We start from the raw sequence: 13,244 nt of genomic DNA on the forward strand, positions 1-13,244 counted from the left end.
TTGTGCGGGCACCGGCCCGGTACGGATAGCGTCTGCACTATGTCTGATGCCGCTCAGCCCACCGCTGCCGAGGTACGCGCCGCCGCCGAGGCGGTCAAAGCCGCGCTGGACCGCCACCTGGCAGCCGTAGAAGGCCGCTCAGGGGACGACGATCCGGCCGTCTACGCCGCCTTCAACGAACTGGCCGCGGCGGCCGAGGAGTACGACGAACTCCTCTACGACCGGTACGACGAGGTCACCCCGTTCGAGATCCCGGCCGGCGAGGAGCACGTCCCGTACTCCGGACCCGCCGAACCAAGCGTGTTCAGTGTCCTGATCCGCCGAGACTACGTCGTCGCCGAACCACAACGCCTGATCGCCCAGGCCGACCGGGTCGCCGCCCTCGACCACGACGAACCGGGCGACGCCGGCGGCACCGCCCATGCGCTGGGCGTGCTCTTCGGCGAGTACGAACCGGACGAGATCGCCTCCCGTAACAAGGAGTTCGGCCTGAGCGAGGGCGACTCCACCCTGTGGATCGCCATCGGAGAAGAGGCCCCCGAGCCCGGCGACTGGCTCAACACCCCCTTCGACCACGCCGACCCGGGCAGCGTCCTGCACCGCTTCGACGTCAGCTCGGTCTTCGACGACGAGTTCGAGGACGACGAGGAGCTGGAACCGCTGGATTCGTGAGGGGGGTGTCCCTCTCTGCTCGACGGCCGCTCGGGGGTTCCTGGGCGGCCGTCCGTGGTGTGTGGGGGCCTGCTGCGGGGCTTCGGGGCCGTCCGTGTTGCGTGGGGCCCCTCGCCCCTTGACGGGGTGTGGCCTGCAGGCCCTGCGGCAGGCCCACCCCGTGGGCTTCGCGGCTTCGCCGTGGCCTTCGGCCACCCACGGCCCGGGCCTGCCTCCGCGCCAGCCTGCCACACCCCGTCAAGGGGCTACCCCACACACCACGACCACCCGCGGCACGCGTAACGGCGGCCACCAGAGAAAGGGCGCATGCCACATGACCCGCACGGCCGACCTCGTGGTCGTAGGGGCCGGCCCCTACGGCCTCTCCATCGGCGCGCACGCGGCCGCCGCCGGACTCGACGTCCGCGTGCTCGGCCGCCCCATGGCCTCCTGGCGCGACCACATGCCCGAGGGCATGTTCCTGAAGTCCGAGCCCTGGGCCTCCGACCTCTCCGACCCCACCGGCCGGCACACCCTGGCCGACTACTGCGCCGGCCGGGGACTGGCCGCCGAGCACGGGCACCCGCTGCCCATCGGCGCCTTCAGCGGGTACGGGCTGTGGTTCGCCCGCCGGGCCGGACCGGCGGTCGAGGAGTGCACCGTCACCGGGGTCGCCCCCCAGGGCGGCGGGTTCCTCGTCACCCGGGAGGGCGAGGACCCCGTGCATGCCCGGACGGTCGCGGTGGCGGTGGGGGTGATGCCCTTCCGGCACTACCCCCGGGCGCTGCGCCCGCTGCCCGCCGGCCACTGCTCGCACAGCAGCGGCCACCGGGACCTGGAGCGCTTCCGGGGGCAGGACGTGACCGTGGTCGGCGGCGGCCAGGCCGCCCTGGAGACCGCCGTGCTGCTCGCGGAGGCCGGCGCCCACCCGCGCCTGGTCGCCCGGGCCGGACGGCTGCGCTGGAACACCCCGGCCAAACCGCTCTCCCGGAGCCTGCTGCGCACCCTGCGCGACCCGCACAGCGGACTGGGCACCGGCTGGCGCAACTGGGTGTACGCCGAGCTGCCCGGGGCGGTGCGCCGGCTGCCGGCCGGCAGCCGGGAGCACATCTTCGCCACCGCCCTCGGCCCGGCCGGCGCCTGGTGGCTGCGCGAGCGCTTCGAGCGGCAGGTGCCCGTGCTGCTGGGGCACCGGCTCCAGCGGGCCGTCCCGGACGGCGCCCGGACCCGGCTGGCCCTGACCGGCTGCGGCGGGGCCGGGGTGGTGCTGGAGACCGCGCACGTCATCGCCGCCACCGGCTTCGTGCCCGACCTCGACCGGCTGGACCTGCTGGACGCGGGGGTGCGGGCCGCCCTGCGGCGGGTGGGCGGCGGCGGCACCCCCGAGCTGACCGCCCGCTTCGAGTCCTCGTACCCCGGGCTCTTCTTCGCCGGGCTGCTCGCGGCTCCCTCATTCGGCCCTTCCATGCGATTCGTGCACGGTGCGGGCTTCGCTGCGGGGAGACTGGTGTCAGGAGTACGAAGGCGCCTCGCCGGCCGCGGGCCGCTGCCCGGGTCCCCCAGGACCCGGACGGCCGCACCCGCTCCGGCCGCCGGGCACCCGAAGTCGTCCATGCGGTGAGAGGGGTCGGTCATGAGCCCTGAGGGAGCACGGGGCCGCGGCTGGGTGCGCATCCCGGCCAGCCGGGTGGAAGCACCCCCGTCGCCCGGGGTGCCCGCGCCGCCCCCGCCCCCGGACCGGTCCACCATCTACTTGTCCCTCGTCAGGCGCTGGCGGGAGGCCGGACTGACCCTGCCCGGGCATCCTGACGAAGAATGGGAACGGCTCGTCTCGCAGCCGTGCTGGCCCCGCCACTAGGGGGTGTCCGGCGGGCCGGGCCCGGCCCTGATCCGCCGGACACCCCCTAGCCCCGGCATCCAGGAAGCCCTGGCGTCCGAAAGGAGTCTCATGGACACCGAGCCGGGGGCGCCCGGGCCCGAGATCGGCCCGGGGGAGCGGCTGGCCCTCAACAAAATGGGCAGCTTCGACTGGGACCTGCTGCGCGGCCACCTCGACCTCGACGAGGGCGGTCTGAGCGTCTTCGACCTCGAGCCGGAGGAGTTCGACCACACCCCCGACGGGCTCGGGCTGCGGATCCCGCCCGAGGACGGCGCCCGGCTCGCCGCCACCGTGCAGACCGCGGTGGACTCCGGGGCCGGCTCGTACGGCGCGTACTTCACCGTGCAGCGGCGGGACGGCACCGAGCAGTGGACCCACACCCAGGGCGAGATCCTGCTCGACGGGACGGGCACCGCCCACCGGATCGTGGGCATCGTCCGCAACGCCACCGCCGAGCTGGCCCACTCCACCCTGCTGCGCAAGCTCGAGGCGGCCCGGGCCAAGCAGACCACCATCGTGCAGCGGACCACCGAGGCGCTGTCCCGGGCGGTCACCGTGGACGACGTCACGGCCGCCCTGACGGGGGCCGGCGCCCTGGAGCGGCTGGGCGCCGACGGCCTCGCGCTCGGCCTCGCCGAGAACGGCGCCATGAAGATCATCGCGCTGAGCGGGGAGTCCCTGGAGATCCTGGACGAGCGCCGCTTCTCCCGGCTGGACGGCTCGCTGCCGCTGTCCCAGGCGGTGATCAGCCGCCGGGCCCGGTTCTCCACCTCCCTGCAGGCGCTGGCCGAGGAGTTCCCGCTGCTCGCCGACTACCTGCGGCGGATCAAGTACGACGCGGCCGCCTACCTGCCGCTGATCGCCCAGGACAAGGCGATCGGCGGGCTGGTGCTCTTCTACCGGCGGCGCAGCGAGTTCAGCCCCGAGGAGCGCAACCTCTGCCTGGGGCTGGCCGGCATCGTCGCCCAGTCCCTCCAGCGGGCGCTCCTGTTCGACCAGGAGCGGGAGTTCGCCACCGGCCTGCAGGCCGCGATGCTGCCGCGCCGGATCCCCGAGATCAGCGGCGGGGAGATCGCCGTCCGCTACCACTCGGCCTGGAGCGGCCGGGAGGTCGGCGGGGACTGGTACGACGTGATCTCGCTGCCCCGGGACCGGGTCGGCCTGGTGGTGGGCGACGTCCAGGGCCACGACACGCACGCCGCCGCGATCATGGGCCAGCTGCGGATCGCCCTGCGCGCCTACGCGGGGGAGGGGCACCCGCCCTCGACCGTGCTGGCCCGGGCCTCCCGCTTCCTCGCCGAGCTCGACACCGAACGCTTCGCGACCTGCACGTACGCGCAGGTGGACCTGGAGACCGGCGGGGTGCGGGCGGTACGCGCCGGCCATTTGGGCCCGCTGATCCGGCACACCGACGGCCGGACCGGCTGGCCGAACCTGCGCGGCGGGCTGCCGCTGGGCCTGGCCTCCGTCTTCGAGCAGGAGGAGTTCCCCGAGACCCGGCTGGACCTGGTGCCCGGGGAGACGCTGGTGCTGTGCACCGACGGGCTGGTGGAGGAGCCGGGCACGGCCATCACCGCCGGCATGGACGCGCTGGCCCACGCGGTCCGCAGCGGCCCGCAGGAGGCGGGTGCGCTCGCCGACCACCTCTCCGACCGGCTGTGGGAGCGCTGGGGCTCCGGCGACGACGTGGCCCTGCTGGTGCTGCGCCGGGCCCCCGACCCGGGCACCCACCGCGCCCCGCGCATCCACCAGTACGTCCACCAGGCCGACCCGGAGGGGCTGTCCGAGGCCCGGTACGCGCTGCGCCAGGCGCTGCGCGACTGGGGCATGCCGGAGCTGGCCGACGACGTGGAGCTGGCCGCGGGGGAGCTGCTGGTCAACGCCCTGCTGCACACCGACGGCGGGGCGGTGCTGACGATGGAGGTGCTGCCGGAGCCGGTCCGGCGGATCCGGCTGTGGGTCAAGGACCGCTCCAGCGTCTGGCCGCGCCGCCGCTCGCCCGGGGAGGCCGCGACCACCGGCCGGGGCCTGCTGCTGGTCGACGCGCTGGCCACCCACTGGGGCGTGGAGTCCCGGGGCGACGGCAAGGCCGTCTGGTGCGAGTTCCAGGCCGCGGAGCGCACGGGGTGAGCGCTCCCGCGGCGGGGTCGGCCACCCGAGTGGTCACTCCGGGTTGTGGGGTGCGCCACCCGGGGTGACGATCTGCGGTGGAAGGGATGGTCGTACATGCGCTGGATGAACAAGGGGGCGGTGCGGGCGGTGCAGGGGGCGCTGCTGCTCCTGCTCGTGGTCGCGGCGGGGTCGCTGCTGATGACGCACACGGCCGGCCGGGCCCGCCCCGGGCCCGGCTGCCGCTCGGTCGCCTACATGTCGGTCACCGGCCTCGGCCCGGAGTGCCGTTAGGCGGTGCACCGCCGTCGGCGGGTACTGGCGTCGTCGCGGTCAGCGGATGCGGTCGAAGGCCAGCCGCACCGTCTCCTCGTGCCGGACCAGCGAGCGCGGCATCGGCGCCAGGCCGCCGGGCTCCAGGGTCATCAGCCGGGCCACCACGGTCGCGTCCCCCTCGTGGAAGCCGAGGTCGGTGCCGAGCGGCCGGGTCGAGCCGCTGCTCGACCAGTCGTGCCGGGCTCCGTCGCAGATCGCGTCGGCGCCGCTCATGCCGATCTGGCTGCCGTCCTGCTCCAGGCTGGCCGAGACGAAGACCGCCCGCTCGGGTGACGCCGTGTGGCAGCGGTAGGTGCCGGAAAGGGTGACCTTTCCGTCGTGGGAGACGTGCACCTCGTCCCGTACGGAAATGTCACCGGCGAACGAGTCTGCGGCGGCGGGTGCGGTGAAAGCCGCCAGTGCGGCCAGTGCCGCGAGGGCGAATCCGGTGGTGCGCATGATGCCTTCCGGGTGTGGGGGAACGACGGCGGTGCGCCGCCGAATCGAATTGTGCTGATCGGGCGGCCGGATCTCACTCGCCGCCACTCGTGTCGGTGGGTGCAATTACGCGGGCCAGGGCCCGAATATGGCCGCATCGAATTCCCCCGAAGGGACCCCCTCATGCGTCATGCCGCGCCCGTCTCCCTGGCCCTGCTCCCTCTGCTGCTCCTCGGGACGGCCGGGTGTCAGAGCGCCCCCGCGCCGGCGGCCGGCAGTCCCGTCGCGGCCCCGCGGGAGTACCGCGACGACGCCCGGGACGCGGGCGCGGACGGCGCCGGGGCGTCCCCGGCGGCCGCCGTGAAGGGCGCCCGGATCGGCGAGGTGGTCACCATCAGCGGCCGGGAGGTCGGCCGCCACCTGCGCGCCGTCCTGGACGCGTACGTGGACCCGGCGATCGGCCTGACCCGGAACCAGGCCCCCGCGAAGGGCAAGCGCTGGGTGGGTGCCGGGATGAGCTTCGCCAACGTCGGCGGCTCGTCGTACGGCGAGCTGGGCCGGGTCTGGGCGCTGGACCGGGACGGCGGCCGCCACGAGGCCGTCCCGACCGGCGAGCTGACCACCGGCAAGCCGCTGCCGGCCGGTTCGCTGGGGGTCGGCGACGAGGCCGAGGGATGGGTCGTGTTCGAAATTCCGGAGAACGTCCACATCGTGCAGCTCCAATACCGGGACGCGAACACGCAGGCGAATTCCGGAGAGGGATTCTGGCAGGTCTAGCCCGAGGGGGTGAAGGGGCGGGAAAGGACCCCCGGAAAGCCCACTAGGGTGCGGCGCATGACTTCGACTCACACCGAATCCGCGCTCCGCATGAGCCAGCTCGGCACCCTTTCCGTCCTCGCGTGGATCGGCGACCCCGAAGAGGGCCACGACATGCCCTACCTCCTCGCCTACTCCCTCGGCGACGGCGAGGACGGCCCGGAGGCCGGCGAGGCCGCGGCCCGGGCCCTGCTCGAGGCGAACGGCCTGCGCGTCGGGGACGTGGTCCTCGACGGCACCCAGAGCAGCATGCCCGTCACGGTCCTGGTCGAGGCCGGGCAGGCCGTGCTGACCATGCCGGGCCTCAACGCCCAGTGCCCGGCCCCGCCGGAGTGGGTGGCCGCCGCCGACGACCACGGCCAGGTGTACTTCCTCTTCGCCACCCGCCCCTGGCCCGAGGCCAAGCCGGGGGTGCCGGTCACCGCCGAGATGCTGCAGGCCTTCGCGGGCGACGAGTCGGTCCTCACCAGCAGTGCGCACTGCGTGCTGCCGGTCACCAAGCTCCGCAAGTAACCCCCGTACGGGCGGCCGCCGCCGGGCTCCCAGCCTGCCCGGTGGCGGCCCGTCCCCCGCCCGCTCAGCGGGTCAGGGGTTCCGCGGGCTCCGCGGGACCCACCGGCGGGGAGAAGGCGAACCGCAGCGAGCGCACCCGGTTGTCGAAGTTGGAGCCGGCCAGGTCCGGCAGCCCGACCGCCCGCAGGTCCACCGGCCGGGTCAGCAGCTCCCGGAAGAGGGCCTTCATCTCCACCTTCGCCAGATGGGCGCCCAGGCAGAAGTGCGGGCCCCCGCCGCCGAAGCCGAGGTGCGGATTGGGGCTGCGGGTGATGTCGAAGGCGTCGGGGTCGGGGAAGACCGCCTCGTCCCGGTTGGCCGAGGCGTAGTACAGCACCACCTTCTCGCCGGGCCGGAAGGTCCGCCCGCCCAGGGTGTGTTCGGCGACCACCGTCCGGCGGAACTGGATGATCGGCGTGGAGTGCCGGACCATCTCCTCCACCGCCCCCTCCGCGTACCGCTCGAAGTCCGAGAGCAGCAGATCGCGTTGGTCCGGGTGCTCGGTGAGCAGGGTCAGGCCGTGGGTGATGGCGTTGCGGGTGGTCTCCACCCCGGCGACCATCAGCAGCGAGAAGAACGCCCCCAACTGCCGGGCGCCCAGCGCCTGTCCGTCCACGTTCGCGGTGACCAGCGCCGAGATCAGGTCGTCGGCGGGGTGCCGGCGGCGCTCCCGGCCGATGCCTGCGACCATCCGCTGCATCCGGGCCAGCGCCCGCAGCCCCCGGCCGGGCACCCGCAGCCGGGCCGCCAGCCCCCGCTCCACGCCGATGTTCTCGGAGGCGTGGTTGACCCGGTCGGCGATCTCCGCCCGGTACTCCTGCGGGATCCCCATCATGTTGCAGATGACCTCCAGGGGCAGCCGGGAGGAGACCGCGGCGACGAACTCCTCCGGCCGCTCGCGGAGCATGTCGTCCACGATCCGGGCGGCCACCGCGTGGATGTCCCGCTCGGTCTCGGCCAGCAGCCGGGGGGTGAAGGCCCGCGAGACGACCTTGCGCAGCTGCGCGTGGTCGGCCCCGTCCAGGTTGACCATCGAGTCGCCGAAGAGGGCCCGCACCCAGCGGGCCGGCTCGGGGGTGGTCACGCCCGGGGCGCTGGCGAAGACCTTCGGCAGCCGGCTGGCCTCCATCACGTCCGCGTGCCGGACCAGGGCCCAGTGGCCGCGCTCGGGGGCGCGCCGGCGGGCCGGCCGCTCCGTGAAGTACACCGGCTCCGGCAGGGCGCGCAGCCGCGCGAACTCCTTGAGGCGGTCGGCCGGGGGCTGTTGCCAGAACGCCGGATCGGCGAGGTTCCCTGTCACGGCCGTCATCCTCACGTGCCCCGCCGGGGCCCGGGGCCCCGTACGGCCTACAGAGGGTCAGATTCCATCCAACGTGTGAGCGGCGGGGCGTTTACGTGGACACAGGGGTGCTGGGTACGGACGGACGCCCGGGCGGACGGGACCTCGGGGCGGGCCCCCGGGCTGGTGCCGGGGGCCGGCCGGGGGCCGGTCGGACGCCGGGTGACCCGCTCGGCCGGGTCCCGTTCAGACGCCGGTGACCCGCTCGGCCGGGTGCCGGCCGCGCTCCGAGAGGTACACGCCCACCGCGACCGCGGCGGCCGAGACCAGCCCCGCCGCCAGCACGGCGTTGCCGCCCGCGAAGGTGCAGGCGAGCACCCCCAGCGCGGTGGCCGGCAGCACCGCCTGCTGGGCCAGCCCGCGCTTGAAGTGCCGGGAGTGCAGCAGCCAGACGGTGAGCAGGAAGAGCGCGGTCGGCATGGTGACCGCCGCCCCGGCAGCCAGCGACGACAGGTGTGCCTTGCCGACCGCGTGCTCGATCGCGACCTCGATGCCGGCGCCGATCGCCGCCGCCGATCCGAAGATCACGAAGTGCCCGTACCCCCACGGGATCGCCTCGCGGTTGCTGGTCAGCCGCTCGTGGGCGGGCACCGCGAAGTAGATCCACCAGGCCGCGAAGACGATCAGCAGTCCGCCGGCCGCGATCGGCAGCAACTCGCCCACCGCCTCGTGCTCGTCCAGCGCGGACTGCACCGCGACGGTGGCCGCCGAGATGGTCTCGCCCAGCACGATGATGGTGAACAGGCCGTACCGCTCAGCGATGTGGTGCGGGTGCCAGGCGGTCTGGAAGCCCCGCTCGGCGATCAGCGGCACCGACAGCTCGGCCACCACCAGCGCAAGGAACAGCCATTGCTTGGTGTCGTTCGGCGCGGCCAGCAGCGCCACCCAGCCCAACTGGCAGACCACCAGTCCGGCCGCGTACTTCAGCGCCGCACGCCGGGCCGGGCCCTCCTCGCCGTGCGCGGCCCGCAGCCACTGCGCGGTCAGCGCCAGCCGCATGATCACGTACCCGATCACCGCGACCGTCCAGTCGTTGGCGTTGAAGGCCCGCGGCACCCCCGCCGCGTACACCAGCACGCCCGCGATCTGCACCAGCGTCGCCACCCGGTAGGGCACGTCGTCGACGTCGTAGGCGGAGGCGAACCAGGAGAAGTTCATCCAGGCCCACCACACGCCGAAGAAGACGAAGAGGTAGCCGGTGATCCCGGTGCCGGGATGCGCCTCGACCAGCGCGTGCACCAGCTGCTTGCCCGCCTGGGCCACGGCCACGACGAAGCACAGGTCGAAGAAGAGCTCCAGCGGGGTGGCCGCGCGGTGCGACTCCTCGCGGCTGCGCGCGGTCATCGGAAGGTACGCCATACCGTCCAGCAGACCAGATGTCCGGCCTCCTAGCAGGCCAGACGCGCGGCGCGCGGGGAGCCGCCCGCCCGGGCGGCCTCGTACCGGCGCAGCACCAGCCGGGCCAGCCGCGGATGGCCGGCCAGTGGCTCGGTCACCGTCCAGGCGCCGGCGGCGGCCAGCGACCGGGTGAACCGGCCGTCGGCGAGCAGGTGCGCGGCGATCGCGATCCGGTCGTGCCCGGCGGCCCGCAGCCCGGCCAGGGCCGCCCCGACGCCGGGCTCGGCGGAGGTCAGGTAGGCGGGGACCACGGGCGTCGGGCCCCGGTCGCACTCCAGCAGGGCGGCCAGTCCGGCGGCGGCCGCGAGGGTGCCGTCGTTCCCGCCGGGCCGCGAGGAGCCGGCGCCGGCCACCACCACCGCGTCGGCCCGGGCCAAGGCGCCCGCCCGCCGCTCGGCGTCCCGCAGCCGGCCGTACAGCGCGAGGGTGACGTCCGGCTCGCCGCTGAGCCCGGGCGTCAGGGTGCAGCCGGTGCCGGCGAGCACCGCGGGGATGTCCACGGTGCGGTGGTAGCCGTCGCCGAGCAGCAGCGGGACGACCACGGCGCCGGGGTGCGCGGCGACCACCTCGGCCAGGGCGGGCCGCTGCGCGTCCAGGTGGCCGACCAGCGGGCGCACCCCGCTCAGCGCCTCGACGGCGGCGACCAGCCGCTCGACGGTCCGGGCGGCGGCCGGGACCGCACTGCCGTGCACGGCGATGACGAGCATGTCGGCCCTCCTGCGGGTACGGGGCCTCTCCAGGGGTCCCGTTCCACGCTAGGCACCGGCGGCCGCCCGGTCAGCGCGGCGAAGGGCCTCCGCGGCCGGCCGCAGGTCCCGGGCGCGACGGGCCGCAGGGCCCGCCGCCAGGGGTCCTTTTCGGGGCCCGGGGGCCGGGGGACCGGCCTACCGTCGGGAGGAGAGCCACCGCGAAGAAAGGCGTCCCGATGCAGACCCTCCTCCTGATCGGTCACGGCATGGTGGGGCACCGCCTGCTGGAGGCGCTCGCCGACCGGGGCGCGCTCGCCGACCCCGCCCGCCCCGACGGCCCCGGCTGGCGGGTGGTGGTGCTCGCCGAGGAGGACCGGCCCGCCTACGACCGGGTGCACCTCTCGGCCGCCTTCACCGGCACCGGCCCCGACGAACTCTCGCTGGCCGAACCGGGCTTCATGGAGCGGCACGGCATCGACCTGCGGCTGGGCGAGGCCGCCGAGCAGGTCGACACCGCCGCCCGCACCGTCACCTGCGCTTCCGGGGAGGTCATCGGCTACGACGCGCTGGTCCTGGCGACCGGCTCCTACCCGTTCGTGCCGCCCATCGACGGCGCCTCGGCCGAGGGCTGCTTCACGTACCGCACGCTGGACGACGTCGCGCGGCTGACCGACTACGCCGGCCGGGCCCGGACCGGTGTGGTCATCGGCGGCGGGCTGCTGGGCCTGGAGGCGGCGGGCGCGCTGCGCACCCTCGGACTGACCACGCACGTGGTCGAGTTCGCGCCCCGGCTGATGCCCCTCCAGGTGGACGACGGCGGCGCGGCGGCGCTGCGGGCCACCATCGAGTCCATGGGCGTGGCCGTGCACACCGGCGTGGGCGCCGGCCGGGTCGAGACCGACACGGACGGCCGGGCCCGCGGCCTGCGGCTCACCGACGGCACGGAGATCAGCGCCGACGTGGTCGTCTTCTCGGCCGGGGTGCGGCCCCGGGACCGGCTGGCCCGCGAGTGCGGCCTGGCCGTCGGCGACCGGGGCGGCGTGGCGGTGGACGCGCACTGCCGCACCAGCGACCCGTACGTCTACGCCGTCGGCGAGTGCGCGCAGACCGTCGACGGCCGGGTCTACGGCCTGGTCGCCCCGGGCTACCAGATGGCCGAGGTGGTCGCCGAGCGGCTGGCGGGCGCGGGGGAGCTGACCTTCACCGGCGCCGACACCTCCACCAAGCTCAAGCTGATGGGCGCCGACGTGGCGTCCTTCGGCGACCCCTTCGCCCCCGAGGGCCGGGACGGCGCGGTCTCCGTGGTCTTCTCCGACGCCCGCGAGGGCGTCTACAAGAAGCTGCTGCTGGGGCCCGAGGGCCAGCTGCTCGGCGGCATCCTGGTGGGCGACGCGGAAGCCTACGGCACGCTCAAGCCGCACGCCGGACGGCAGCTGCCCGCCCCTCCCGAGGCCTTCATCCTGCCCGCGACGGAGGGCGCCGGCACCGTGCCGGGTGCCGACTCGCTGCCGGACGACGCGGTCGTGTGCAGCTGCCACAACGTCACCAAAGCGCAGGTCAAGACCGCCATCGCGGCCGAGTCCCTGACCGACCTGGGCGGGATCAAGAGCTGCACCAAGGCCGGTACCGGCTGTGGCGGCTGCGCCGGCACCCTCCAGGCGGTGCTGGACGCGGAGCTGGCGGCGGCCGGCATCGAGAAGCCCCGCGGGCTGTGCGAGCACTTCGCGCTCAGCCGCTCCGAGATCTACGCACTGGTCCGCTCGGAGCGGATCCGCTCCTTCACCGAACTGCTGGAGCGGCACGGCACCGGAGGCGCGGGCTGCGCGGTCTGCAAGCCGGTGGTCGCCAACGTCCTGGGCACCCTCGCGCCCGAGCTCGGGCTGCGGCACATCCTCGAAGGCGAGCAGGCCGCCCTCCAGGACTCCAACGACCTCTTCCTCGCCAACCTCCAGAAGGACGGCACGTACTCGGTCATCCCCCGGGTCGCCGGCGGCGAGATCACCCCCGAGCAGATCATCGCGATCGGCGAGGTGGGCCGGGACTACGGCCTCTACACGAAGATCACCGGTGCCCAGCGGATCGGCCTCTACGGGGTCCGCAAGGAGCAGCTGCCGGACATCTGGCGCCGGCTGGGCGGCGCGGGCTTCGAGTCCGGGCAGGCGTACGGGAAGTCCCTGCGCGCCGTGAAGTCCTGCGTGGGCGCCCGCTTCTGCCGCTTCGGACAGGGCGACTCGATCCAGCTCGCCATCGACCTGGAGCTGCGCTACCGGGGGCTGCGGACCCCGCACAAGTTCAAGGGCGGCGTCTCGGGCTGCCTGCGCGAATGCGCGGAGGCCCGCGGCAAGGACGTCGGCGTGATCGCCACGGCCAACGGGTGGAACCTCTACGTCTGCGGCAACGGCGGCACCACCCCGCGCCATGCCGACCTGCTCGCCTCGGACCTCTCGAGCGCCGAACTCTTCGCGTTGATCGACCGGTTCCTCATGTACTACGTCCGCACCGGGGAACGGCTGGAGCGGACCGCCGCCTGGATCGAGCGGCTGGAGGGAGGGCTGGACCACCTCAAGGAGGTGCTGATCGAGGACTCGCTGGGCATCTGCGCCGAGCTGGAGGAGCAGATGGCGCGGCACGTGGCCGCGTACGAGGACGAGTGGGGGGCCGTGCTGGAGGACCCCGCGGCGCTCGCCCGGTTCGGACCGGTGGAGCTGGGGTCGGTGGACTTCGGTGCGGCGGAGCCGGCCGCCGGGGGCCTGGAGACCGGCCGCGGGCGGGTGGCCGTGCTGCCCGACGGGACCGCGGCGGCGGTCTTCCGGGACGCGGCGGGCGCGGTCTACGCGGTGGGCAACCGGGACCCCTTCTCCGGGGCCGAGGTGATCGCGGACGGGATCATGGGCAGCCGGGACGGGGTGCCGGTGGTGGCCTCGCCGATGCACAAGCAGGTCTTCGACCTGCGGACCGGCGTCTGCCTGGACGACCCGGAGGTCGCGCTGCCGGTGCTGGAGGTCGGTCCGTAGGGACCGCGCGGAGCAGGTCCGAACGCACCGTGGGAGACAGGACC

The 13,244-nt window shown here is 74.6% G+C and carries 11 protein-coding genes; 7 read left to right on the forward strand and 4 right to left on the reverse strand.

The annotated features are described in order from the left end of the window. Positions 1 to 39 precede the first annotated feature (39 nt). From AB0O40_RS10780 to AB0O40_RS10795, 4 genes are all read left to right on the forward strand, one after another. Entirely contained in the window at positions 40 to 672 is a 633-nt protein-coding gene (locus AB0O40_RS10780; protein ID WP_365038077.1) for a hypothetical protein, read from the forward strand. A gap of 313 nt (positions 673 to 985) precedes the next feature. Beyond that, positions 986 to 2,272, forward strand: coding sequence for an NAD(P)-binding domain-containing protein (locus AB0O40_RS10785; protein WP_365038079.1), 1,287 nt, complete (start codon positions 986 to 988; stop codon positions 2,270 to 2,272). A 327-nt stretch (positions 2,273 to 2,599) separates the two neighbouring features. After that, on the forward strand, positions 2,600 to 4,660 hold the full coding sequence (locus AB0O40_RS10790) for a SpoIIE family protein phosphatase (RefSeq protein ID WP_365038081.1): 2,061 nt from the start codon (positions 2,600 to 2,602) through the stop codon (positions 4,658 to 4,660). A gap of 96 nt (positions 4,661 to 4,756) precedes the next feature. Beyond that, positions 4,757 to 4,933 carry a hypothetical protein gene (locus AB0O40_RS10795; protein ID WP_365038083.1) on the forward strand — a complete coding sequence of 59 codons (177 nt, stop codon included), beginning with the start codon at positions 4,757 to 4,759 and terminating at the stop codon, positions 4,931 to 4,933. 39 nt (positions 4,934 to 4,972) lie between these two features. Here AB0O40_RS10795 and AB0O40_RS10800 read toward each other — a convergent pair whose 3' ends face one another. Then, positions 4,973 to 5,413, reverse strand: coding sequence for a DUF6299 family protein (locus tag AB0O40_RS10800; protein ID WP_365038085.1), 441 nt, complete (start codon positions 5,411 to 5,413; stop codon positions 4,973 to 4,975). A 162-nt stretch (positions 5,414 to 5,575) separates the two neighbouring features. On the opposite strand from AB0O40_RS10800, the gene AB0O40_RS10805 reads away from it, so the two are divergent. After that, entirely contained in the window at positions 5,576 to 6,169 is a 594-nt protein-coding gene (locus AB0O40_RS10805) for a hypothetical protein (RefSeq protein ID WP_365038087.1), read from the forward strand. A gap of 57 nt (positions 6,170 to 6,226) precedes the next feature. Beyond that, a complete protein-coding gene (locus AB0O40_RS10810; RefSeq protein ID WP_365038089.1) occupies positions 6,227 to 6,721 on the forward strand; it encodes a DUF5949 family protein in 495 nt (164 codons plus the stop codon). Positions 6,722 to 6,785: 64 nt separating this feature from the next. On the opposite strand, the gene AB0O40_RS10815 is transcribed toward AB0O40_RS10810, so the two are convergent. The 3 genes from AB0O40_RS10815 to AB0O40_RS10825 all read right to left on the reverse strand — a co-directional run bounded on the left by AB0O40_RS10815 (position 6,786) and on the right by AB0O40_RS10825 (position 10,204). Then, the gene (locus AB0O40_RS10815) at positions 6,786 to 8,060 is read right to left on the reverse strand and encodes a cytochrome P450 (RefSeq protein WP_365038091.1); all 1,275 of its coding nucleotides are present in this window, start codon (positions 8,058 to 8,060) and stop codon (positions 6,786 to 6,788) included. 225 nt (positions 8,061 to 8,285) lie between these two features. Beyond that, on the reverse strand, positions 8,286 to 9,458 hold the full coding sequence (locus tag AB0O40_RS10820; RefSeq protein WP_365038093.1) for a low temperature requirement protein A: 1,173 nt from the start codon (positions 9,456 to 9,458) through the stop codon (positions 8,286 to 8,288). 29 nt (positions 9,459 to 9,487) lie between these two features. Beyond that, positions 9,488 to 10,204, reverse strand: coding sequence for a CbiX/SirB N-terminal domain-containing protein (locus AB0O40_RS10825; protein ID WP_365038095.1), 717 nt, complete (start codon positions 10,202 to 10,204; stop codon positions 9,488 to 9,490). A 218-nt stretch (positions 10,205 to 10,422) separates the two neighbouring features. Between AB0O40_RS10825 and nirB the strand changes: the two genes are divergently transcribed. Then, positions 10,423 to 13,200 carry a nitrite reductase large subunit NirB gene (nirB, locus tag AB0O40_RS10830; protein WP_365038097.1) on the forward strand — a complete coding sequence of 926 codons (2,778 nt, stop codon included), beginning with the start codon at positions 10,423 to 10,425 and terminating at the stop codon, positions 13,198 to 13,200. The last annotated feature ends 44 nt before the right edge of the window (positions 13,201 to 13,244 follow it).

Source organism: Streptomyces sp. NPDC089919 (assembly GCF_040684615.1).
GTDB lineage: Bacteria > Actinomycetota > Actinomycetes > Streptomycetales > Streptomycetaceae > Streptomyces.

What these genes read in the sequence shown, in the direction of transcription:
- AB0O40_RS10820 (WP_365038093.1), bottom strand. Translation starts at nt 9,458, where the DNA reads ATGGCGTACCTTCCGATGACCGCGCGCAGCCGCGAGGAGTCGCACCGC.
- AB0O40_RS10805 (WP_365038087.1), top strand. Translation starts at nt 5,576, where the DNA reads ATGCGTCATGCCGCGCCCGTCTCCCTGGCCCTGCTCCCTCTGCTGCTC.
- AB0O40_RS10795 (WP_365038083.1), top strand. Translation starts at nt 4,757, where the DNA reads ATGCGCTGGATGAACAAGGGGGCGGTGCGGGCGGTGCAGGGGGCGCTG.
- AB0O40_RS10785 (WP_365038079.1), top strand. Translation starts at nt 986, where the DNA reads ATGACCCGCACGGCCGACCTCGTGGTCGTAGGGGCCGGCCCCTACGGC.
- AB0O40_RS10800 (WP_365038085.1), bottom strand. Translation starts at nt 5,413, where the DNA reads ATGCGCACCACCGGATTCGCCCTCGCGGCACTGGCCGCACTGGCGGCT.
- AB0O40_RS10790 (WP_365038081.1), top strand. Translation starts at nt 2,600, where the DNA reads ATGGACACCGAGCCGGGGGCGCCCGGGCCCGAGATCGGCCCGGGGGAG.
- AB0O40_RS10780 (WP_365038077.1), top strand. Translation starts at nt 40, where the DNA reads ATGTCTGATGCCGCTCAGCCCACCGCTGCCGAGGTACGCGCCGCCGCC.
- nirB (WP_365038097.1), top strand. Translation starts at nt 10,423, where the DNA reads ATGCAGACCCTCCTCCTGATCGGTCACGGCATGGTGGGGCACCGCCTG.
- AB0O40_RS10810 (WP_365038089.1), top strand. Translation starts at nt 6,227, where the DNA reads ATGACTTCGACTCACACCGAATCCGCGCTCCGCATGAGCCAGCTCGGC.
- AB0O40_RS10825 (WP_365038095.1), bottom strand. Translation starts at nt 10,204, where the DNA reads ATGCTCGTCATCGCCGTGCACGGCAGTGCGGTCCCGGCCGCCGCCCGG.